This is a genomic window from Streptomyces sp. NPDC026301 (assembly GCF_055567935.1).
The window spans coordinates 108548-128323 of sequence record NZ_JBVHPN010000017.1; the positions used below are offsets into that span (position 1 = coordinate 108548).

Here is a 19776-nt window from a genome sequence, read left to right on the forward strand (position 1 = left end):
CATATCAACTGGCGCTGATCTCAAGCTGTTTCACGTGAAACGCTGTGTCATCGCGTGCTCACGCGGCTGTTTCACGTGAAACGCTGCGCGCCCGACCCGTCACACTTCTGCAGTCGTACCGCGTCCGTCGCCGAGGCCAGCGTCAGGCACAGCTCCCGGGCCGCCTCCGGCCGGATGGTCTGCGACCCCGCGTCCTTCACGAACCGCTGATTGGCCGCGTCCGAGCAGTTCCACAGCACCACTCCGGCCCCGGCCTCGTACTTCGCCCCGGGCACGTCCAGGCACCGGTCCTGCGTCAGCTCCACATGCACCGACCGCCGGCCGCTGTCGTACCACCAGCCCTGGTTCCGCTGGTCCTTGCAGTCCCAGCCGCCGACGGCCGTGCCGTTGCGCGAACTGCCGCCGGTCGCGTCCACACAGCTTCCCGTGCCGGCGTTCTTCAGCGGCCGGTAGGCGTCGTCCCAGGCCCCCGCGTACAGCTCGGGCTTCCCGGTGCTCGCCGGGTCCGCACAGGACGCCTCACGCAGGCCGGAGGCGTAGAGCTGGGTGAGGCAGGACGCGAACGCGGCGTGCCCGCGCGCGTTCGGGTGGAAGGACTGGCGTACGGAGTTGGCGTCCGGCGGGAAGGGGTGGGAGACGTCGACGTACAGGCCGCGCGCCCAGGGGTCCTCCATGCACACCTCGTGCCCGTGGAAGAGCCGCGAGGTGTCCAGGTACACGGCGCCCGACTCGCGGGCCGCCTTCCGCATCCCCTTCTCGAAGGCGGGGACCGCCGCGTTGCGCCCCCACGCCGAGTCGGAGGTGTACCCGGTGCAACCGCCCGGCAGCTTTCCCGGGTAATTCGGGTTGTCCTCGATGTCCGGCCCGATCGGGCTCGGGTATCCCATCACCACGAGCCGGTAGTCGCCGTCCGCGTACCCGGCGTCCCGCATCACCGTCCGCAGGTCACCGACGGTCTGCTCGACCTTCGGCACCAGCCCGTCGACCCGCGCCTGCCATCCCGGCGCGTACTTGGGCTCGCAGGTCCCCTGCAGCAGCAGCCAGCGCGTGACGCAGTCCGTCATCACCGGCCCGAACTGCAGGTCGTCGTTGGCCCCGGCCACCAGCACGACCATCTTCAGCCGGGTGTTCCTGGCCTTGATCGCCAGGCTGTCGCTCTGCACCAGCTCATCGGCGTACTGCTTGCTGCCGCCGGCCTTGATGTTCCCGGTGTACGCGCCCGAGCACGACACGTTGTACGTCACGTCCGCGGCGATGCCGGTCCGGTGGACGGCCGCGTCCGGCGACCGGTGGCACCAGTTGTCCGGGCCGTTCGTGCCCGGCTCGTACGTCCCGACGCCCTCGCCCGAGATCTCGCTGTCGCCCAGCGAGATCAGCGAGGTCTTGCGCTGCCCCATCGGGCGTTCGGCCGGGTCACCGTAGAGCCCGGTGGCCTCCTGGGCCCTGATCTTCTCCAGCTCGGGCGGCAGCGGCTTGCTGTCCGCAGTGGCCGCCGCGGCCGTGGCCCCGGCCGACGGCCGGGCCGCCACGCTCGTCCCCGTACCGGCGGCGGTCACACCACCGGTCAGCACCATCACGGCGGCGGCCGCGGTCACCAGCCGCCGCCCTCGTCTCGCACGCACCATTGGGCCTCCCCTCCGGTCTGCTGTTACCGCCGGTTCTACTCGTAGGTAGACACCGGCGGAACACCCGGCACAGGATTGGCCCGTTTTCACCCGCGCACCAACTGGCGCACGGACTAAGGAAGTTCACCTCTGGCGTCGAGAACCGTCAGGCGTCGAGAACCTGACCCTCGCGTCGCACGACCGGCGGCTCGACGCTCCACGGGAAGTTGATCCAGTCGTCCGTGCGCTGCCAGACGTACTCGCACTTCACCAGCGACTGCGACTTCTCGTAGATCACCGCGCTGCGCACCTCGGCGACGGTCCCCTGACAGAAGTCGTGCACCAGCTTCAGCGTCTTGCCGGTGTCCGCGACATCGTCGGCGATCAGCACCTTCTTGTCGCTGAAATCGATCGCGTTCGGCACCGGCGCCAGCATGACGGGCATTTCCAGCGTCTCGCCCACACCGGTGTAGAACTCCACATTCACCAGGTGGATGTTCTTGCAGTCCAGCGCGTACGCCAGGCCGCCGGCGACGAACACGCCGCCACGCGCGATGCTCAGCACCACGTCGGGCTCGTACCCGTCGTCCGCGATCGACTGCGCCAGCTCACGGATGGCGGTGCCGAAGCGCTCGTACGTCAGATTTTCCCGCACGTCAGTCACGTATCTCTCTCAGCCCTCTAGCGATTCCCCATCGCATCCGCCGTACGGTCCTCAGACCTGCGTACGGTGGAAGTTCTTGTACGAACGCGAGGGCGTCGGCCCGCGCTGGCCCTGGTAGCGGGAGCCGTACCGCTCCGACCCGTACGGAAACTCGGCCGGCGAGGTCAGCCGGAACATGCACAGCTGCCCGATCTTCATGCCCGGCCACAGCTTTATCGGCAGCGTCGCGACATTGCTCAGTTCCAGCGTGACGTGCCCGTTGAACCCGGGGTCGATGAACCCGGCCGTCGAGTGCGTCAGCAGCCCCAGCCGTCCCAGCGAGCTCTTGCCCTCCAGCCGGGACGCGAGGTCGTCGGGGAGCGAGATGACCTCGTACGTCGACGCCAGCACGAACTCGCCCGGGTGCAGGATGAACGCCTCGTCCCCCTCGGGCACGACCTCCCGTGTCAGGTCGTGCTGCTCGACGGCAGGGTCGATGTGCGGGTACCGGTGGTTCTCGAACACTCGGAAGTACCGATCGAGGCGCACATCAATACTCGATGGCTGAACCATCGACTCGTCGTAGGGATCGATACGCACCCGGCCCGCGTCGATCTCGGCCCGGATGTCCTTGTCTGAGAGAAGCACGCCACGAGGATACGCGCCCGGTACTCCCGCCTCCGCATCCCGCTTCCGCCCCGGCCCCCCGCCCCGCCTCTGCACCGCTCCCGGACAGCCGTGAGGGCCCGGCCCCCTTCCGGGAACCGGGCCCTCACCGCCCTCGCTAGCGCTTCTCCATCTGTACAGGGACCGCGTGGCGCAGCCGCGCACAGCGCGGGCACCGCAGCAGCCGACCGGGGCCGAGCCGGTCGGTGGTCTGCATCGGGAACGAAGCGGTGCTGAACACGTGCCCTTCGGCACAACGGACGACGGTGCGCTCCATCAAGTCCCTCTCCCAAACGCATGGACAACAAAAGCCACATTAGGGGATGAACTGGGCGCACTCCCAAGCGGCACTCCGAACCGGGGAAGAGTCCCCACCGTACGCCTCAACTCCCGCCCTCCGCACCCACTTACCCCCCGCGCGCCACACCCGGACATGACAAAGGCCTCACGGTCGAATACGCCGGAGGCCGGGGATGAGGTACAGTGTGCGACGATGCACCGCCGTGCAAGATCAGGCGGTTGCGCGGGTGTAGTTTAATGGTAGAACATGAGCTTCCCAAGCTCAGAGCGCGGGTTCGATTCCCGTCACCCGCTCCAGCGACTAAGGCCCAGCTCAGGGAACGAATCCCCCGGCTGGGCCTCTGTGTTGTCCAGACCGACTTAAGCGTTCCGTGCCCGCTGCGTGCCCGATCGGGCTTGATCACGGGCAGCCTTCGCCTTCAGCCGCTCAGCACGCACGTGTGCGTCGATGCCGCCAGCGACCTCCTTCTGCCGCTCCACGTCCGAGTGCTGATAGATCAGCGCGGCCCGCTCCGAGGACTGGCCGGCACGAACCATCGTGTCCTTCAAGGTCGCCCCGGAACGCGTCGAGAGCGTGTGCCCGGTGTGCCGGAGGTCGTAGAACCGGAAGTCGTCGGGCAGCCCGACCTTCGCACGGGCCTTGCGCCACTTTCGCCCGAAGGTGGACCGGCGGAACGGCTTGCCGCGCTCCCCCACGAACAGCAGACCGTTCGGCTCCTTCTCCGCGTACCAGTCGAGATGCCTCTCCAGGTCGACCGCCATGAACTCCGGCAGGACGAGGAACCGTTTCCCCGCCGACGACTTGGTGTCGCCCGGCGCACGCCGACCAGTGGTCAGCTCAGGCTCGGCTGTGCGAATCCACACACCGACGTTCTCCAGATCCACATCAAGACGGCGCATCGCGGCCTGCTCTTCTGGACGGGCAGGACCGTACGCGGCGATGTAGACCATCAGCCGCCAGCGCGGGCCCATCGCGTCGGCCAGGGCGTCCACCTGCTCAACGGTGGCAGTGGGACGTTCCTTCGCCGACTCCGTACCAGCACCTTTGATCCGGCAGGGGTTACGGCGGATCAGCTCATCCTCGACGGCGGTCTCCATGACGGCCTTCAGCAACCGGTATGCCTTGGCCACAGTCGTAGCGGCTTCCGTCGCCTTCAGCCGTTCAGCTCGCCAGGTTCGCACTCGGGGCGGAGTGATCTCGTCGAGGTCCAGGCCCTCGAAGGTCGGCAGGATGTGCAGCCGGAGCAGACGGCGGTACAGCTCATCCGTGGTGGCCGCGAGTCCACGTTCATCGACCCACTGCAGGGCGTAGACCTTGAAGTTCACGGCCCCCGCGGCAGGGTCCTGCCAGTCACCGGACCGGAGTTCGCTCTGCCGATCCGCAAGCCAGTCGTCCGCCTCCTTCTTCGTGCGGAAGGTCTCGGGTGCCGGCCGGTCGATCCCATCGGGCCCCAAGTAGCGCGCCTGATACCGCCCCGAAGGCAGCTTGCGCACACGACCGAACGAGCGCTTCTTCCCCGCCATCAGGCCACACCCCGCAGGCGCCGCGTAGAGGGCGCGACGGTATGCGCCGTGACGAAGGCCTCCACGACGCGCTCAGGGATGCGGACGTGCCGACCGATCTTGACGTACTCGATCCGCCGTTCCTCGATCAGCCGACGCGGGAAGCGGACCGTAGTACCGAGCCGGTCAGCGACCTCCTGCACGGTCAACAGCCGATCAGCCATGGTCAGTGCTCCCCTTCGTTGTCGAGTTCGGCGCGGACTTCGCGGGCGATGTCGCGGTTGGCTTGGATCTCGCGGGCGATGTTGGCGGCGAGCCAGGATTCGCCGGGGGTGTGGCCGTGTCCGGCGTAGGCCCAGTGGGCGACGACGCGGGTGGTCGCCTCCGGGTGGTCGTCGGGGTCGGGGAGGCCGAGGGCGGCGCGTTGCTGGGCGGCGCGGTAGTCGGCGCGGACCTGGCGGAGGGCGCCGAGGGTGGTGGAGTAGCGGCGGGATTTGGTGGAGAAGTGGCCGCGGAAGCCGAGCATGTGCGCCCAGGCGGCGAGCTTGCGTTCCGGGTAGAGCGCGGTGAGGTGCAGGCAAGCCGCCATGAGGCGCCGGGTGTGATCGGGGATGGACAGGACGGTGAGGTCCTCGCTCGTTCCACTGCCCTTGCACTTGCTGCACCGGCTCAGCGGCGAGCCGAGGCGGTCGTAGCGGGCGGAACGGCCGGTGCCCTGGCAGGTGCGGCAGTGGACCGGAGTGTCAGTGCCTCCGGCGATTTCGGCGGCCTTGGTGGCGTACTTGGCCACGTAGGAGGCCACGGCCTGCTCGGTGAGATCTTCCCCGGCTCCGAAGGCGCCGATGGCCCGGACGTCGAGCTGGGTGCCCCAGCGCAGGGTGCGGGCGGGCTGGTCTCCGGCCGGGGGAAGCTCGATCTGTGCCCGGGCAGCAGCGGCGCGGAGTGCGTCGGTGAGCAGGTCGATGGTGGCCCAGGCCGGGGGCGCGGTGTCGGGGCCGGTGGGTCCGTCGAAGCGGATGACGGCGTGGAAGTGGATGGCGCCGCGCTTTTGGTACTCGGCGACCTTGCCGTAGGAGACGCGAAGCTGTTCCTTGAGCGCCTTTTGCGTGATGCCGGCGCGCTTGGCCAGCTCCCGGGGCAGGTAGATGGTCACGTACCGCCACAGGTGTCCGGCGTGGTTGTTCCACAGCACCGCACCCGCGTAGTCGTAGCGGGCCGGGTCCAGCGCGGTGCCCAGGGCCGGGTCGTCCTCGGCGTGCTGGACGCCGCAGCGGCAGGGACGGCGGCCGTTGTCGGGGCGGTTGTGGACCGGGCCGAAGGAGGGCGCGGTGAGTGTGGCGAAGACCCGGGGGTGATCGCGAACGGTTTCCGGGGTGTTCTTGGCCGGGTCGCCGGTCAGGCCCGCGCGGATGAGGTGGTAGGTGTCGCCCGCGTAGGTCCAGGCGCAGGAGGGGCAGCGGGAGGCGCGGCGGTTGCCGCAGGCGACCCGGAGCCGTCCGCCGGGTTCATGGTCGGTGGCGTAGGTATGCAGGACCGCCCCGGTGGCCGGGTCGACCATCTTGGTGGCGCCGGTGAGGTGGATGGGGCCGGAGCAGCCGCCGGTGCGGCGGATCTGGTCTTGCCAGCGGTCGAAGCCGGGGGACCCGGCCACCTTGAGCACGTCGCTCAGGGTGGCCGGGTCCAGGCCCGCCAGGGTGGCGGCGTCACTCACGCGGCCACCTCACGAGCAGCTGCACGACGGGTCACGGTGCCGGTGCCCTCGCATGTACGGCAGACGACGGTGAGCGTCTTACGGGAGCCGTCGGGGTTGGTCTGGCCGGTGGTGATGGCGACGGTCGGGAAGCCGTCGCAGTCGGGGCAGAGCCGGACGCGGGCAGGGGTGTGCTCGGGCATCATGAAGGTGTCCCTTTCGGGTCAGCGGATCTGGAAGGGGTGCAGGCGCCCGGGGCGGCGGATACTTGGACGTTGAGGCCGTCCCGGGGGCCGTTTAGCGCTTGCGGGCGAGCTTGAGCGAGATGCCCGCGCCGCCCACGGTGGGGACGGCGGCTGCGGCGGCTGCGGCCGCGATCTGGAAGGCCACGGCGAGCACGATGATGACCACGGAAGCGCCGAGGGCGATCGTGATGGTCAGCAGGATCGGGCCCGCGTAGGAGCGGGTCGGGGCCTGGATGACGACGACGTCGCCGGGGTGGACGCTGGCCGGGATCAGGTCGGCCGGGCGGTGGTTGGCGCGGAGCTGGGCGTCCGGGTAGCGCATGGCCTTGCCTCCGTCCGGGGTCAGGGGTTGCAGCGGTGGGTGCGGGCGGCGAGTTCGGCGGCGGAGCGGTCCGACTTCTCGACCGAGAAGCGGCAGCCGGGCGCGGTGCAGGAAGCGGTGTGCTTGGTGCGTCCGCGTCCGTCGTTGTAGGAGCCGACCTGGACGGGGCCTAGGCGGGTGATGTTGTAGAAGCGGTTCGGGCGGGCCATTTGCTCTCCTTTCAAGCGAGTTGGGCGGTGATGGCGTCGGCCAGCGTGGGCGGGACGCCGAGCCGGGCGCGCAGGGTGGCGGAGTCGATCGGGGTGCCGGTGGCGGCTTGGTGGGTGTCGGCGACCTTGCGGGCGTGATCCAGCAGGGCCGGAGGCACCGAGGGCGCCGACGCGACGGGCCGGGGCGAAGGCGCGACCGGTGCAGGTTCCGGCGACGGCTCCTCAGCCGCTTCGGGCACTTCCTCGGGCACCGCAGCAGGTGCGGGCAGTTCCGCCGGGGGCGGTTCCGGGGCGCGTTCAACGGTGACCGGCTCGGCGGCCGGCATGGGCTCCGAGACCGGGGCCGGGTCGGTGACGAGGGTGTGGACCTGCCGCATCAGGGCGCCGAAGGCCAGCAGGGCGGCGGACGGCGGTACGGCCGCCACCACGTAGTCCAGGAGCGGGGCGTCAGTGCCGACGCCTGCAACGTTGAGACCGATGCTGCCGAGCGATCCGGCGACCGTGAGGCCGATGGCCCACCAGTCGGTGACGTGGCGGAGCGCGGCGCGGAACATCAGGACCTCACCGGCCAGGATGAACAGGTCGATGGTGCCCGGCCAGGCCCACCGACGTACCGGGGAGGTGGCCAGGCCGTGGGACTCAGCGACTGAGGCGAGGTGGGCGTAGGAGAGCCAGAACGCGGCGATCGTGAGGGCCATGATCACGGCACCGGCGACGAGGATCGCGGTCCGTTCCGCCTGCGGCTTGGTCATCGCCTCCTCCTTTCGGTTTCAGGCATGGGCGGGGTAGGGACCTGGCGCGAGACGGTCACGCCAACCGGGGAAGAAGGTGGTGCTACTCGGTGACGGGCACCGGTTTGACCAGCGAAGGCGCCTCATCCGGCGTCGATTCGGCCGACATCGCGGGGCGGAACGGGGCCAGGAACGGCGGATGCGGGGTGAGGTGGGCGAACTGGCGGCAGATGGCCGCGGCTTTGGCGGGCGTCATTTCCGGGGTGCGGATGCGGGACCAGCCACCGGAGGAGTCCCCGGCCACCGCGACACCGGGCCGGTCCGCGATGATCGCAGTGGCGGCCACGACCGCCTCCGAGGACACGTCACCGAGGCCCATTTCGGCGGTCTGCTTGTCGTTGACCCGGTGGACGACGCGGCCGGTCAGCTGGGCGCGGAGCATGGTGGCGCCCTTGCCCAGCTCGGAGCCGAACCGCTGCCCGCAGATCTCCAGGAAGATGCCGACCGCGCGGGCCATCTGGCCCAGCCGTACCAGCTGCATGACCATGCGGTCCCGGCGTTCCTCGTCCTTCTTCGCGGCGGTCAGGAACAGCTCGGCCACCTCGTCGACGAGGAGGACCAGCGGCACGGGCCGGACCTTTTTGGGCAGGTCCCAGAGGTCCGAGACCTGGTAGTCGCTCAGCAGGTCGAAGCGGCCCTCCATCTCCTGCACGAGCGCATCCAGCAGCCGGGCGGCGTCCTCGGGCGTGGTCACCAGGGCCGAGAGGCGGGGCGCATAGACGCTCTGTTCGACCCCTCGTTTGCAGTCGATGCCGATCAGGCCCACCGACAGCTGTGCGAGCCCGGAGATGAGGTTGCGCTGGTACATCGACTTGCCCGACTGGTTGGCGCCAAGCGTCAGGGCGTGCGGGACCTTGTGGTAGTTGCGGACGTAGGTGGTGCCGTCCTCCCGCAGAGCCACTGGCACCTCCATCGGCCCGGGCTTCTTGCGACGCTGGCGCGGCATACGCACCCGTCGCAGCACGTCATAGCCGGTCATCCGCAGTTCCACCACGCCCGGCCGGGTCTCCACCACGTTGACGGAGTGGACGCCCCAGGCATGGCGGAGCCGGTTCGAGGCCGCCGCCACGTCCGAGGGCTCCAGACCGGCGGTTAGCCGGAGCGAGACCCGCAGGCCGGTCGAAGTACCCCGGATGCTGCGAACCCTGGGCGGGACCGGCTGCACCTCACGGCGGGCGACGTTGCGGACCATGAACGCCCGCAGGCGAGACGGCTGCACCGTCAGGCCACACACGTCCATCGTGGTCCCGTACGTCCACTTCACCCGACCCCAGGTGACCGGCAGGCCCACCAGCGACCAGTACACGCGCGGGGCGCGGGCCTTGGCGTAGCCGAGGCCACCGACACCGGCGAGAGCACCGGTGGCCTCCAGCACCGTGGTCACGTCCGTCATGATCAGGCACCCGCCGCAAGAGCTGCCGCGCGGAAGGCGATGCCGTGCCGCTTCTCGCCGTTGAACTCGTTCTCCCAGTCCCGCGCCTTCAGCCCGACGACCGAGACCGGCATGCCCGGGGTCAGGCCCTCGGGGACGCCCGTCTCCGGCACGGACACCTGGTAGAGGTTGCCCTCACCCTCATCCGAGACCAGCAGGCCCACCGTCATCAGGTCGGCGCCGGTCTCGCGGTCCTTGGCGATCTCGCCCGTCTTCCGGTTGGCGACCTTCGGGGTCGGCGCGGTCGCGACGAACACCACAGCGGTCGACGTGTCGATCTTGAACGAAGGCATAGAGCACCCCTTGTTGCTGGGGAGGTCACCCCTTCCGGCGGCCTCTCTAGACATCTACGAGTGAAGCGCAGATCTCTAGAGACGTCAATAGAGATCTCTAGAGATGTTCCCGCGTGGCGGGAAGGGGCACCAGGCCCGGATGCAGCGACGTAGGCATGTCCTAGGCTGTCTAGAGAGGATGAAAGGAGGGAGACGCAATGACCGCGAATAACGGCGTTCGGCAGCCGAAGTACCAGCGCATTGCTGACGCGCTTCGGGAGGCAATTACGGCAGGTGAGTACGGTCCTGGTGATCGCTTGCCAGGCGAGAACGACCTCATGGCGAAGTACGAAGTGGCCCGGATGACGGCCCGGCAGGCTCTTGGAGTCCTGCAGAACGAAGGGCTCGCCGAGTCACGTAAGGGTGCCGGCGTGTTCGTCCGGGCGTTCCGACCGCTGCGACGACGCGGCATCCAGCGCCTCTCCCAAGAGCAGTGGGGCTCAGGCCGCTCTATCTGGTCGGCCGACACTGAAGGTCGCCAGCTCACCGTGGACCAACTCACCGTCACCGAGGAGCCGACTCCTGAGCGGATCGCGGGGGTCCTGGATGTCGACCCGGAGTCGGCTGTCTGCGTCCGCAGCAGGCGATTCGTCCTCGACGGAAAGCCGGTTTTGCTGGCCACGAGCTACCTGCCCGCAGAGCTCGTCGCAGGTTCGGCAATCACCCAGGAGGACACGGGACCGGGCGGTACGTACGCCCGCCTTGCTGAACTCGGAGCCAAGCCGGTCCACTTCCGCGAAGAGGTTCGGTCCCGCATGCCTTCCCAGGACGAAGCGAAGCGGCTCAACCTCTCCATGGGCACGCCGGTGATGCTCATCTGCCGGACCGCCTTTGCCGACGGAGGCCGACCTGTTGAGGTCAACGAGATGACCCTGGACTCCGCCTCGTACGTTCTTGAGTACGACTTCGACGCCTAGGAGCTCCCAGTGATGGGGTGGGGAGCTGTTACAGGTTTCTCTACCTCATCAAGCCCCACCCTTCGGGCGGGGAGAGGAGGAGGGCGGGGATCACTCGGTGGTTCTCGCTGAGGGGTGCCGTTCCCTGCCGGGCCTACCTGGTGCCGATCACTTGGGGTTCGCCGGTTGATCCCGTGGACACCGATCTAGGCCAGCAACCACCATGTGCCGTGGCAGCCGGGCACTTCGCGGCAGACCCATCGGAAGCCGTCCGGCTCGCGGCTGTGGCCTTGTGGGGGCTCTTGCCTTCGGCATCCGGCTCGCAGGCCAACGGCTGTGCCAGCCGCCGCTAGGAATCACACCCCACCGGCCCGCCAACGGGCCGGCGCGGGCACGGGGACTCGGGCGCCGCTCCTGCCTTCGGCCCGCTCCGCCCGGCCCCGCGCCAACGAAGCTGCCACGGGGTGATTCCCTACACGCTTTGCCCCGCCCAAAGCAGCACCGGAACGAGCAGCGCTTCCCACCGGCCAACACCACCACCGACTGATCCCAGGACCGCCACGGGCACCCACCAGGCCAGGCGAAGCAGCCCCACCGAGGCCCGAGTCTCAGGGCGAGCCCAGACGGGGAGCCCCGAGGGCGGCGAGAAGAGTGCGGATGAGAAGTGGTGAGGGTGGGGCGGAAACGGTGAGCGGTTTACGTGACAGGCGCACTGCCGACCGCACCATAGGTCCTAGTCCTGTGGAGAAGGCCAGCTACGGGAGAGGCGGGGACAGGGCGGGCGAACGCTCCCGGCGAAGACGCTGGCATGGGGCGGGCCGCCGTACCGACGCCGTCACGGATGCTCCAGCGTGAGCGGACCAGGCTCCAATACGTGGCTAAGGGGGAGCTACCTGCTGCCGCGATATGGCCGAGCCCGTCATGGGCGCTCCGCTCACTGCCGGGCAGAACCCGGGCGACCAAGCCGCTCTCGCGAATCTAGTGGGCTGCAGCGACAATCGAAAATGGAGGTACCGCGATGAGCACGTACACATACGAGGTCACGTATCGCGACGATCCGGAAGACCAGCAGTCCTTTAAAACGATCGAAGTGACGACGGACCGGCCGTACTGGAGTGAGGATGGGTTCACGATCTTTGAACGCGACGGCCAAAGGCTCCTACGCCTGCGGAACGACTGGGTACCCGTGGTCCGTCTCGTTGGAAGTGAGTGAAGCCACCGCGGACAAGGCGGGTGATCAGGGGTGGTTGCTGTACAGCACAGAAGTACAGCAACCAGCGCGACCGCCCTTGGCTACCAGCACCCGGCAGGGACCGACTGACCTGCTCCGCGGACCTCCGCAACCTCACTGCCGGTAGTTCGCAACGCGGCGTAACGATGTCGCGCCGATCACTGCCTGCACAATGAAGGCGTGGACGCGGGCATCGCTGCATTGATCGGTACGGCCATCGGTACTGGCGGCACTCTGGGCTCTACCTGGCTGGCTGGTCGGTACCAGGGGCGGACTCAATACGCGCAGTGGCGCCGACAAGGCCGACGAGATGCCTACAGCGCACTCATCGCTGCCGTAACGGCGCATAGAGAGGCGGCCGACAGCCTCATGAGGCTCTTGGACGACACTTACAGCCCCGACGACGCCTCGCGAGCATTGGAGCATCTCAACCGGCTCTTGCCTGCAGTGCGCGCGGCAGCACCGGTAGTGGCTGTGGAAGGCCCTGCCGACGTGTCAGCCCTGGCCCAGGACATGACTCATGGCGCCATGGAGCTCACTAGTGACATCGATTACTACGTCACAGCCGCCCAGCGGTTTGACGGGCCCGTACAGTCCGACGCAAATCGCGTCAACGAACGCCTGCTCGACCTCAACGGCCAGTTGGGCAAGTTCACGGAACAGGCCAGCACAGCCCTCAACTCACAGAAGTAGGCTCAGCGTTGCACGACCGGCGTAAGGCACCGACAGTCTATGCGGTCAACGCCGACGTGCCCGCTGTGTGCCCGATAGGCCGGTGATTCACGGGGAATACGGGTGATCAACGAGGGGTCGACCGCACGCCGCATGCGAGGCATTCCAGCAGGTCAGCAGCATTTTTGCTGCCCAAGTGACCCGTGATTCCCAAGCTCAGAGCGCGGGTTCGATTCCCGTCACCCGCTCCAGAGTTGAGGCCCAGGTCAGTGACCTGGGCCTTGTTTGTTGTCCGGGCCGGTCCCCCTTGGGTCTCCCTCGCCGGCGCCGGGGCGGGGGTTTCGTCAGTCGACGGGGAAGGTGCGGATGGCGGCGATGTCGAACTGGAGGCGGACCTTTTCGCTCACCATGGCGCCGCCCTGGGCGAGTTTGGCGCTGTAGGTCAGGCCCCAGTCGGAGCGGTTGATGGTGGTGGTGCCGTCGAAGCCGACCCGCTCGTAGCCGAACGGGTCGGTGACATGGCCGATGTAGGTGAGTTCGAGCACGACGGGCCGGGTGATGTCCCTGAGGGTGAGGTCGCCGGTCATGCGGTAGACGTCGTCGCCCGCGAGTTCCACGGCGGTGCTCGTGAAGGTCATGCGCGGGTAGCTCGCGGCGTCCAGGAAGTCGCGGCCGACCACGTGTGCGTCGCGCTGTTCCACGCCGGTGTCGATGCTGGCGGTGGACAGCGCTATCTGCGCCTGGGAGCGGGACGGGTCTCGGCCGTCGAAGTAGAGGCGGCTCTCGTACTCCGTGAAGGCGCCCCGCACCGTGGTCACCATGGCGTGCCGGACGGAGAAGCCGATCCTGCTGTGCGCGGGGTCGATCATCCACTCACCGGTGAGCGGAGCGAAGGCGGGGTCGGGCAGAACAGCGAGGGCGGAGGGCGCCGACGCGGCGGGGGACGCCGCGCGGCGGGAGGAGGAGCTGCGGCCGAACAAGTTCATGGGGAACGTTGTTACTTCAACGTAAGTACGGGCGCAACCCCTGTTCAGGGGGCGGAATGTGAGACTCCGGTGAAGGGTGACGCGTCCGTACTCCCCGAGGACGCCGCAAGCACGCCGCACGTTAGCGCGGTGTTAGCCGATCAGCAGTGGGGGTGGCGAGGGTAGGTGGTGCGGAACGGAAGGGCCGGCCGCACCGACGCCACCACCAGGGGGACACCATGACGCACAGCACCCGTCGCCACGGCCGCAAGGCCGCCGCCGCGCTGCTCGCCGCCACCGCGCTCGCCCTCACCGCCTGCCAGAGCGGCGAGTCCGGCGCCGCGGGGGCGGACTCGCCGGCGTCGTCCACCGGCAGCCAGGCCGACAGCGGCTCCACCGACAGCAGCTCCACCGGGTCCGCCGGCGGCCCCGCGAAGGACTCCTCGGACTCGCCCTCTCAGGCGAGCGCGGGCGCCGCCGACGGTTCCGGTACGGACTCCGGCTCCCAGGCCGACTCCGGGAGCGGCGGCTCGTCCGGCACCGGCACCTCGGCCGCCCGCTGCACCACGGCGAACATGACGGCCGGCTGGGGCTCCGAGGGCGGTGGCCGCCCCGACATGAACAGCGACCAGCAGCAGACCGCCGCCGTGTGGTTCAAGAACAACGGCAGCGGCGCCTGCACGATCAGCGGCTTCCCCGGCGTACAGCTCAAGGGCACCGACGGCACCACCTGGGACCTGCGGCGCTCCGCGAAGAAGCCCGCCCCGGTGACGCTGAAGCCGGGTGAGAACACCCACTTCACCTTCCGGCTGCTGCCCTCGACCAGCGACGAGGACCGGAAGGTCGAGCCGGCTCAGGTGATCGTCACCCCGCCGAACGAGAAGCAGCACTTCCAGCTGAAGTGGCCCTACGGCGGCGCCATCCTGGACCAGTCGGGCGCCACCCGCCCGGGCACGTTCGTGAACCCGGTCGGCGCCTCCTGAGACCGGTTCAGCGGCCGGCCCGTCGCGCGACGCCGCGGGCCCACAGGACGAGCGGTGCCTGCAGCGGCAGCCGGGCGAGGGCGGCGGTCCGCAGCGGCGCGGGGCGGTGCCGCCAGTCGACGGCCATCTGGACGTTCGCGGGGAAGACCCCGACGAAGAAGGCGGCCGTGGCCAGCGCGGCCACCCGCCGGGTACGGGGATGGGCCACACCGGCCGCCAGCGCCAGCTCGGCCACGCCGCTCGCGTACGTCCAGCCGCGCGCCGAGCCGGGCAGCGCCCGGGGCACGGTCGCGTCGAACGGCTTGGGCGCGGCGAAGTGCAGGACACCGGCGCCGGCCAGCAGCCCCGCGAGCAGCCTGGGTGAACGTCCGGTGCGATCGGTGCGGTCGGTACGGTCGGTGCGGTCGGTGCCGCTGTCGGCGGTGGGGGACATGACGCCTCCTGAACGGGCCGGGAGTGCGGCCGGGAGCAGAGCCGGGAGGCGCGACATTACTCCGGAGTAATGTCGCGGATAAGGGACTTACCGCCAACCGTGACCGGCGTCACCGCTCGTGAATGTGCTGATCGCGCCCCGCCTGATAGACGCGGGCCGAGCCGGAGGCCGTGGCGTGCTGGGTGATCACCGGAGCGGACGGGGGCGCGTCGGGGGTGACCTCGGCGAGGAGGGTGCGCAGGTCGTCGGCGATGTCGGGCCGGGCGGCGAGGAGCCGGCGGATGCGGCCCTGCCAGTCCCGGCGCAGCTCGTCCTCGGTCTCGTCGTCGGCGGCGTCGCGGGCCGTGAGCAGATCCTCGCGGGCGGCTTCGAGCTCGGCCGAGACGGCGTCGGCGCGCTCGGGACGGGCCCGCCGCCACAGTCCGACGAGGCCCTCCCGCACGCCCTGCCACGCCTCGGTGGCCATCAGCGTGACGAGCGTCGTGCCGGCGGTGCCCGCCAGCGCCGCGATTTCCGGATCCATCGGCCGTCCCCCATCTGCGTGCAGCGGCTGCGCGCGGATTTCCCCGCGTTCTTCCCTGTCTGCACGGTACGGGAGGAGGTCGGCGTCCGTACGCATTCCTCTCCAGGTCACGGGTACCGCGTACCCGGCCCGATCCTGCGTTGCCGGGTGGCGCCCCGGATCCCAGCATGGGAAGGGTCGGTTCGACGGGAAAGCCGGAGAAGGGTTGATTCATGCGGGATGCACCGGGGACCGGGACGGCGTCGGAGAGCGGCGAGCGGACGGACGCGGCACCATCCGACGCGGGCGCGGCACCGTCCGGCGCAAGCACAGCGCCATCCAACGCGGGCGCACGGGCCGGTACCGCGCTGTCCGACGAGGACGTGCGCGCGCTGGACGCCCACTGGCGGGCGGCGAACTACCTCGCCGCGGGCCAGATCTACCTGCTGAGCAACCCCCTGCTGAGCGAGCCGCTGGCACCGGAGCACATCAAGCCCCGGCTGCTCGGCCACTGGGGCACCTCGCCCGGCCTCAACCTCGTCTACACCCACCTCAACCGGGTGATCGTCGAGCGGGATCTCGATGCGATGTGCGTCTGGGGGCCTGGGCACGGCGGCCCCGCGGTGGTCGCCGGGTCCTGGCTGGAGGGCAGCTACTCGGAGATCTATCCGGACGTCAGCCGGGACGGGGCGGGCATGGCCCGGCTGTTCAAGCAGTTCTCGTTCCCCGGCGGGGTGCCGAGCCATGTCGCGCCCGAGACGCCCGGGTCGATCCACGAGGGCGGTGAGCTGGGGTACTCGCTCTCGCACGCGTACGGGGCCGCCTTCGACAACCCGGACCTCCTGGTGGCCTGCGTCGTCGGCGACGGCGAGGCGGAGACCGGGCCGCTGGCCACTTCCTGGCACTCGAACAAGTTCCTGGACCCGGTGCACGACGGTGCCGTACTGCCGATCCTGCACCTCAACGGGTACAAGATCGCGAATCCGACGGTGCTCGCCCGGCTGCCCGAGGAGGAGCTGGACGACCTGCTGCGCGGCTACGGGCACGACCCCTTCTACGTCACGGGCGACGACCCGGCCACCGTGCACCGCGCCCTGGCCGCCGCCATGGACCAGGCACTGGACCGCATCGGCGCCATCCAGCGCGGCGCCCGGGACGGCTCCGCCACCGCCCCGCCCGCGCGGCAGCCCTGGCCCATGATCGTGCTCCGTACGCCCAAGGGCTGGACCGGCCCGCGCAAGGTCGACGGCAAGCCCGTCGAAGGCACCTGGCGCGCCCACCAGGTCCCGCTCGCCGCCACCCGCGAGAACCCCGATCACCTGCGCGCACTGGAGCGCTGGATGCGTTCCTACCGCCCCGAGGAGCTGTTCGACGAGCACGGCAGGCCGCGCGCCGACGTGCTGCGCTGGGTGCCCGAGGGCGCGCGCCGGCTGGGCGCCAACCCGCACGCCAACGGCGGGCAGCTGACCCGCTCCCTCCCGATGCCGCCGCTGACCGAGTACGCCGTACCGGTCGAGCACCCCGGTACCGAGCTGCACGAGCCGACCAAGGTGCTCGGGCAGCTGCTGGAACGGGTCATGGCCGACACCGCGGACAGCCGCAACTTCCGCCTGGTGGGCCCGGACGAGACCGCGTCGAACCGGCTGCAGGCGGTGTACGCGGCGTCCGGCAAGAACTGGCAGGACAAGCTGCTGGACACCGACGAGGATCTGGCACGGGACGGCCGGGTGCTGGAGGTCCTCTCCGAACACACCTGCCAGGGCTGGCTGGAGGGCTATCTCCTCACCGGCCGGCACGGCCTCTTCTCCTGCTACGAGGCCTTCGTGCACATCGTCGACTCGATGGTCAACCAGCACATCAAGTGGCTGAAGGTCACCGGCGACCTGACCTGGCGCCACCCGATCCCTTCGCTCAACTATCTGCTGAGCTCGCACGTCTGGCGCCAGGACCACAACGGCTTCTCGCACCAGGACCCGGGCTTCGTGGACCACGTGCTCAACAAGTACCCGCCGGCCGTACGGGTCTACCTGCCGCCGGACACCAACACCCTGCTCTCCGTGGCCGACCACGCGCTGCGCAGCCGGGACTACGTCAACGTCATCGTGGCGGGCAAGCAGCCCACCTTCGACTGGCTGGACATGGACCAGGCGATCGCGCACTGCGCGCGGGGCGCGGGCGTGTGGGACTGGGCGGGCACCGAGCACGGCGGCGCGTCCCCGGACGTGGTGCTGGCCTGCGCGGGCGACGTACCGACCCAGGAGGTACTGGCCGCCGCCGCGCTGCTCCGCGAGCATCTGCCGGAGCTCGCCGTACGGGTGGTCAACGTCGTGGACATCGCGCGGCTGCTGCCCAGCGGCGACCATCCGCACGGGATGCCGGACGCCGAGTACGACGCGCTGTTCACCCCCGACCGGCCGGTGATCTTCGCGTACCACGGCTACCCGTGGCTGATCCACCGGCTCGCCTACCGCCGCACGGGCCACGCGAACCTGCACGTGCGCGGCTACAAGGAGCACGGCACCACGACCACGCCCTTCGACATGGTGGTCATGAACGACCTGGACCGGTACCGGCTGGTCATGGACGTCATCGACCGCGTGCCGGGCCTCGCCGTACGGGCCACGGCCCTGCGCCAGCGGATGCAGGACGCCCGCACCCGCCACCACGCCTACATCCGCGAACTCGGCACGGACATGCCGGAGGTGGCGGACTGGCGCTGGCCGTACTAGGACGGTCTCCGCAACATGATCACCGTCATACCGTGACGCGCTCCCCCGAGGCGGCCGCCTGCTGGATTGAGGCGAGCAGCCGCTGGCGCCTTGCCGCGTGCGCGAAGTCCGGTACGTATGCGGTGCCGTCGGTGAGGTCGGCGAGGATGCGGGCGTACTGGGCACCGACGTTGTACGGGGTCCGGCCCGCCACGTCGCCGAGCGCCGGGACGTCGTAGTAGCGGGCGGGCACCGGCAGTTCGGCCAGGGCGGCGGCGGGACCGCGGGCACCGCGCACGGTGAGGACGGCCTGCTGCAGATGGCCCGAGTCGCCGCTGACGACGAGGTCGCCGTCCGTGCCGTTGATCTCCCAGTGGAAGTCGGTACCGCGCGACAGCCCGCCGCGGAAGTGCACCGATGCCACCGCGCCCGAGGCGAGCAGCCCGTTCACCGCGATCTGGTCCTCGGCGGTCATCGGCGCCGGGCGACCCGTGCCCTCCTCGCGCACCGTCGGGCGCCGCGTGGCCGTCACCGCACCCACCTCGGCGAACTCACCCAGCACCATGGAGAACGCGTCGATCGTGTGCCCGAACGGGATGGTCAGCATCGTGGCGCCGTTGTCCCGGTCGAGCAAGTAGGCCCCGTCCGGACGGAACTCCGCTCCCCAGCCCCGTCCCGAGGCCACCAGGCTGGTGGACAGCACCTGGCCCACATAGCCGTCGCCGACCAGGTCGCGGAGGTACCGGACCACCGGCGAGGTACGGGCCTGCAGCCCGACGAAGGTCCGTACACCGGCGGCGGCCGCGGCCGCCGCCAGCTCCTCGGCCTCCGCAACCCCGTTGCCCAGCGGCCATTCGGAGAGCACCGCCTTGCCCGCTCCGACGGCGGCCAGCACGGCCTCCCGGTGCAGCGGCACCTTCACGCTGACCGCCACGAGATCGACCTCGTCGCTGCGGACCAGCTCCTCGGTACTGCCGAAGGCCAGCGGAACGCCGTACTTCTCGCCCGCCTCGCGCGCCGACGCGGCGCTGCTCGCCGACAGGGCGCGTACCTCGAGGCCGTCCAGCCGGGACAGCGCGGGCAGATGGGCCTGGGCGGCCCAGCCGCCGCGCGCGGAGAGTCCGACGATGCCGACGCGGACCGGTGCAGTGGGGTTCGTCATGGCCCGGACGCTAGGCGGGCATGCCTGATAACCCGCAAGGGCCCTTGCTATCTTCTGGGAACCATGACTGCTCAGCGCACTCTTCACGACCGTGCGGCCCCGGCTTCGCGGCACGACATCTACGCACTGCTCTGCCCCGGCCGGGCCGTCTTCGAGCTGCTGGCCAACAAGTGGACGGGGCTGGCGATCACCGCGCTGGAGGACGGCCCGCGCCGGTTCGGCGAGCTGCGCCGCAAGCTGGAGGGCGTGAGCCCGAAGGTGCTCACCCAGACGCTGCGGCGGCTGGAGGACCACGGCCTGGTCCTGCGGACGGTCTACGCGGAGGTGCCGCCCCGAGTCGAGTACGAGCTCACCCCGCTGGGCCGGGGCGCGCTGGAACCGCTGGCGCACCTGCGGACGTGGGTACGCGCCAACACCGGCAGCTTCGCGGAGAAGGTGCCGGTGCCGGACGCGTGACCGGCGGGCGGACGCCGGCCGCGTGACCGGC

The 19776-nt window shown here is 69.9% G+C and carries 22 protein-coding genes and 1 tRNA gene; 6 read left to right on the forward strand and 17 right to left on the reverse strand.

Annotation, left to right across the window (positions count from 1 at the left end; genetic code table 11):
* Positions 1 to 71: 71 nt before the first annotated feature.
* The 4 genes from ACZ4MH_RS27175 to ACZ4MH_RS27190 form a co-directional block, all read right to left on the reverse strand.
* The gene (locus ACZ4MH_RS27175; protein WP_351593588.1) at positions 72 to 1625 is read right to left on the reverse strand and encodes a ricin-type beta-trefoil lectin domain protein; all 1554 of its coding nucleotides are present in this window, start codon (positions 1623 to 1625) and stop codon (positions 72 to 74) included.
* 145 nt (positions 1626 to 1770) lie between these two features.
* The gene (locus ACZ4MH_RS27180; protein WP_351593585.1) at positions 1771 to 2268 is read right to left on the reverse strand and encodes a phosphoribosyltransferase; all 498 of its coding nucleotides are present in this window, start codon (positions 2266 to 2268) and stop codon (positions 1771 to 1773) included.
* Between the two features lie 51 nt (positions 2269 to 2319).
* Complete coding sequence (gene dcd / locus ACZ4MH_RS27185; RefSeq protein WP_351593582.1) at positions 2320 to 2895, reverse strand: dCTP deaminase; 576 nt, start codon at positions 2893 to 2895, stop codon at positions 2320 to 2322.
* Between the two features lie 136 nt (positions 2896 to 3031).
* Positions 3032 to 3190: a hypothetical protein gene (locus ACZ4MH_RS27190; protein WP_169746141.1), complete on the reverse strand. Its 159-nt coding sequence runs from the start codon at positions 3188 to 3190 to the stop codon at positions 3032 to 3034.
* Positions 3191 to 3436: 246 nt separating this feature from the next.
* Between ACZ4MH_RS27190 and ACZ4MH_RS27195 the strand changes: the two genes are divergently transcribed.
* Positions 3437 to 3510: transfer RNA gene (locus tag ACZ4MH_RS27195), tRNA-Gly, on the forward strand.
* A 63-nt stretch (positions 3511 to 3573) separates the two neighbouring features.
* On the opposite strand, the gene ACZ4MH_RS27200 is transcribed toward ACZ4MH_RS27195, so the two are convergent.
* The 9 genes from ACZ4MH_RS27200 to ACZ4MH_RS27240 all read right to left on the reverse strand — a co-directional run bounded on the left by ACZ4MH_RS27200 (position 3574) and on the right by ACZ4MH_RS27240 (position 9698).
* A complete protein-coding gene (locus ACZ4MH_RS27200) occupies positions 3574 to 4737 on the reverse strand; it encodes a tyrosine-type recombinase/integrase (protein WP_351593579.1) in 1164 nt (387 codons plus the stop codon).
* On the reverse strand, positions 4737 to 4940 hold the full coding sequence (locus ACZ4MH_RS27205; RefSeq protein ID WP_351593576.1) for an excisionase family DNA-binding protein: 204 nt from the start codon (positions 4938 to 4940) through the stop codon (positions 4737 to 4739). The genes ACZ4MH_RS27200 and ACZ4MH_RS27205 overlap by 1 nt, the downstream gene beginning before the upstream one ends.
* 2 nt (positions 4941 to 4942) lie before the next feature.
* The gene (locus ACZ4MH_RS27210) at positions 4943 to 6427 is read right to left on the reverse strand and encodes a replication initiator (protein ID WP_351593574.1); all 1485 of its coding nucleotides are present in this window, start codon (positions 6425 to 6427) and stop codon (positions 4943 to 4945) included.
* Positions 6424 to 6609 (reverse strand): hypothetical protein, encoded by a 186-nt coding sequence (locus ACZ4MH_RS27215; RefSeq protein WP_351593633.1) that lies wholly within the window; start codon positions 6607 to 6609, stop codon positions 6424 to 6426. Before ACZ4MH_RS27215 ends, ACZ4MH_RS27210 begins: the two co-directional genes overlap by 4 nt.
* 94 nt (positions 6610 to 6703) lie before the next feature.
* Entirely contained in the window at positions 6704 to 6973 is a 270-nt protein-coding gene (locus ACZ4MH_RS27220) for a hypothetical protein (RefSeq protein WP_351593571.1), read from the reverse strand.
* Positions 6974 to 6993: 20 nt separating this feature from the next.
* A complete protein-coding gene (locus tag ACZ4MH_RS27225; RefSeq protein WP_351593568.1) occupies positions 6994 to 7182 on the reverse strand; it encodes a mobile element transfer protein in 189 nt (62 codons plus the stop codon).
* An 11-nt stretch (positions 7183 to 7193) separates the two neighbouring features.
* Positions 7194 to 7934 (reverse strand): DUF2637 domain-containing protein, encoded by a 741-nt coding sequence (locus ACZ4MH_RS27230; RefSeq protein ID WP_351593566.1) that lies wholly within the window; start codon positions 7932 to 7934, stop codon positions 7194 to 7196.
* 82 nt (positions 7935 to 8016) lie between these two features.
* The gene (locus ACZ4MH_RS27235; RefSeq protein ID WP_351593563.1) at positions 8017 to 9366 is read right to left on the reverse strand and encodes an FtsK/SpoIIIE domain-containing protein; all 1350 of its coding nucleotides are present in this window, start codon (positions 9364 to 9366) and stop codon (positions 8017 to 8019) included.
* A gap of 2 nt (positions 9367 to 9368) precedes the next feature.
* Entirely contained in the window at positions 9369 to 9698 is a 330-nt protein-coding gene (locus tag ACZ4MH_RS27240) for an SCO3933 family regulatory protein (RefSeq protein WP_351593561.1), read from the reverse strand.
* A 197-nt stretch (positions 9699 to 9895) separates the two neighbouring features.
* On the opposite strand from ACZ4MH_RS27240, the gene ACZ4MH_RS27245 reads away from it, so the two are divergent.
* Together ACZ4MH_RS27245 and ACZ4MH_RS27250 are read left to right on the forward strand one after the other, a co-directional pair.
* Positions 9896 to 10654, forward strand: a complete 759-nt coding sequence (locus ACZ4MH_RS27245; RefSeq protein WP_351593559.1) for a GntR family transcriptional regulator — start codon at positions 9896 to 9898, stop codon at positions 10652 to 10654.
* 1390 nt (positions 10655 to 12044) lie between these two features.
* Positions 12045 to 12557, forward strand: a complete 513-nt coding sequence (locus ACZ4MH_RS27250) for a hypothetical protein (RefSeq protein WP_351593557.1) — start codon at positions 12045 to 12047, stop codon at positions 12555 to 12557.
* A 323-nt stretch (positions 12558 to 12880) separates the two neighbouring features.
* On the opposite strand, the gene ACZ4MH_RS27255 is transcribed toward ACZ4MH_RS27250, so the two are convergent.
* Positions 12881 to 13522 carry a YceI family protein gene (locus tag ACZ4MH_RS27255; RefSeq protein WP_351593555.1) on the reverse strand — a complete coding sequence of 214 codons (642 nt, stop codon included), beginning with the start codon at positions 13520 to 13522 and terminating at the stop codon, positions 12881 to 12883.
* Between the two features lie 218 nt (positions 13523 to 13740).
* Here ACZ4MH_RS27255 and ACZ4MH_RS27260 point away from each other — a divergent pair, with 218 nt between their 5' ends.
* Positions 13741 to 14484, forward strand: a complete 744-nt coding sequence (locus ACZ4MH_RS27260) for a DUF4232 domain-containing protein (RefSeq protein ID WP_351593552.1) — start codon at positions 13741 to 13743, stop codon at positions 14482 to 14484.
* A 7-nt stretch (positions 14485 to 14491) separates the two neighbouring features.
* Here ACZ4MH_RS27260 and ACZ4MH_RS27265 read toward each other — a convergent pair whose 3' ends face one another.
* A complete protein-coding gene (locus ACZ4MH_RS27265) occupies positions 14492 to 14917 on the reverse strand; it encodes a DoxX family protein (RefSeq protein ID WP_351593549.1) in 426 nt (141 codons plus the stop codon).
* A 109-nt stretch (positions 14918 to 15026) separates the two neighbouring features.
* Positions 15027 to 15440, reverse strand: coding sequence for a hypothetical protein (locus tag ACZ4MH_RS27270; RefSeq protein ID WP_351593546.1), 414 nt, complete (start codon positions 15438 to 15440; stop codon positions 15027 to 15029).
* A 212-nt stretch (positions 15441 to 15652) separates the two neighbouring features.
* Here ACZ4MH_RS27270 and ACZ4MH_RS27275 point away from each other — a divergent pair, with 212 nt between their 5' ends.
* Complete coding sequence (locus ACZ4MH_RS27275) at positions 15653 to 18148, forward strand: phosphoketolase family protein (RefSeq protein ID WP_351593543.1); 2496 nt, start codon at positions 15653 to 15655, stop codon at positions 18146 to 18148.
* Positions 18149 to 18173: 25 nt separating this feature from the next.
* Here ACZ4MH_RS27275 and ACZ4MH_RS27280 read toward each other — a convergent pair whose 3' ends face one another.
* A complete protein-coding gene (locus ACZ4MH_RS27280) occupies positions 18174 to 19289 on the reverse strand; it encodes a Gfo/Idh/MocA family oxidoreductase (RefSeq protein ID WP_351593540.1) in 1116 nt (371 codons plus the stop codon).
* A 63-nt stretch (positions 19290 to 19352) separates the two neighbouring features.
* Here ACZ4MH_RS27280 and ACZ4MH_RS27285 point away from each other — a divergent pair, with 63 nt between their 5' ends.
* On the forward strand, positions 19353 to 19745 hold the full coding sequence (locus ACZ4MH_RS27285) for a winged helix-turn-helix transcriptional regulator (RefSeq protein WP_351593537.1): 393 nt from the start codon (positions 19353 to 19355) through the stop codon (positions 19743 to 19745).
* The last annotated feature ends 31 nt before the right edge of the window (positions 19746 to 19776 follow it).

Excerpts from the sequence above, each read along its gene's own strand:
- ACZ4MH_RS27285 (WP_351593537.1), top strand. The coding sequence starts at position 19,353 with ATGACTGCTCAGCGCACTCTTCACGACCGTGCGGCCCCGGCTTCGCGG.
- ACZ4MH_RS27255 (WP_351593555.1), bottom strand. The coding sequence starts at position 13,522 with ATGAACTTGTTCGGCCGCAGCTCCTCCTCCCGCCGCGCGGCGTCCCCC.
- ACZ4MH_RS27235 (WP_351593563.1), bottom strand. The coding sequence starts at position 9,366 with ATGACGGACGTGACCACGGTGCTGGAGGCCACCGGTGCTCTCGCCGGT.
- ACZ4MH_RS27190 (WP_169746141.1), bottom strand. The coding sequence starts at position 3,190 with ATGGAGCGCACCGTCGTCCGTTGTGCCGAAGGGCACGTGTTCAGCACC.
- ACZ4MH_RS27230 (WP_351593566.1), bottom strand. The coding sequence starts at position 7,934 with ATGACCAAGCCGCAGGCGGAACGGACCGCGATCCTCGTCGCCGGTGCC.
- ACZ4MH_RS27220 (WP_351593571.1), bottom strand. The coding sequence starts at position 6,973 with ATGCGCTACCCGGACGCCCAGCTCCGCGCCAACCACCGCCCGGCCGAC.
- ACZ4MH_RS27270 (WP_351593546.1), bottom strand. The coding sequence starts at position 15,440 with ATGGATCCGGAAATCGCGGCGCTGGCGGGCACCGCCGGCACGACGCTC.
- ACZ4MH_RS27175 (WP_351593588.1), bottom strand. The coding sequence starts at position 1,625 with ATGGTGCGTGCGAGACGAGGGCGGCGGCTGGTGACCGCGGCCGCCGCC.
- ACZ4MH_RS27260 (WP_351593552.1), top strand. The coding sequence starts at position 13,741 with ATGACGCACAGCACCCGTCGCCACGGCCGCAAGGCCGCCGCCGCGCTG.
- ACZ4MH_RS27205 (WP_351593576.1), bottom strand. The coding sequence starts at position 4,940 with ATGGCTGATCGGCTGTTGACCGTGCAGGAGGTCGCTGACCGGCTCGGT.
- ACZ4MH_RS27200 (WP_351593579.1), bottom strand. The coding sequence starts at position 4,737 with ATGGCGGGGAAGAAGCGCTCGTTCGGTCGTGTGCGCAAGCTGCCTTCG.
- ACZ4MH_RS27265 (WP_351593549.1), bottom strand. The coding sequence starts at position 14,917 with ATGTCCCCCACCGCCGACAGCGGCACCGACCGCACCGACCGTACCGAC.
- ACZ4MH_RS27240 (WP_351593561.1), bottom strand. The coding sequence starts at position 9,698 with ATGCCTTCGTTCAAGATCGACACGTCGACCGCTGTGGTGTTCGTCGCG.
- ACZ4MH_RS27215 (WP_351593633.1), bottom strand. The coding sequence starts at position 6,609 with ATGCCCGAGCACACCCCTGCCCGCGTCCGGCTCTGCCCCGACTGCGAC.
- ACZ4MH_RS27245 (WP_351593559.1), top strand. The coding sequence starts at position 9,896 with ATGACCGCGAATAACGGCGTTCGGCAGCCGAAGTACCAGCGCATTGCT.
- ACZ4MH_RS27280 (WP_351593540.1), bottom strand. The coding sequence starts at position 19,289 with ATGACGAACCCCACTGCACCGGTCCGCGTCGGCATCGTCGGACTCTCC.
- ACZ4MH_RS27225 (WP_351593568.1), bottom strand. The coding sequence starts at position 7,182 with ATGGCCCGCCCGAACCGCTTCTACAACATCACCCGCCTAGGCCCCGTC.
- ACZ4MH_RS27275 (WP_351593543.1), top strand. The coding sequence starts at position 15,653 with ATGCGGGATGCACCGGGGACCGGGACGGCGTCGGAGAGCGGCGAGCGG.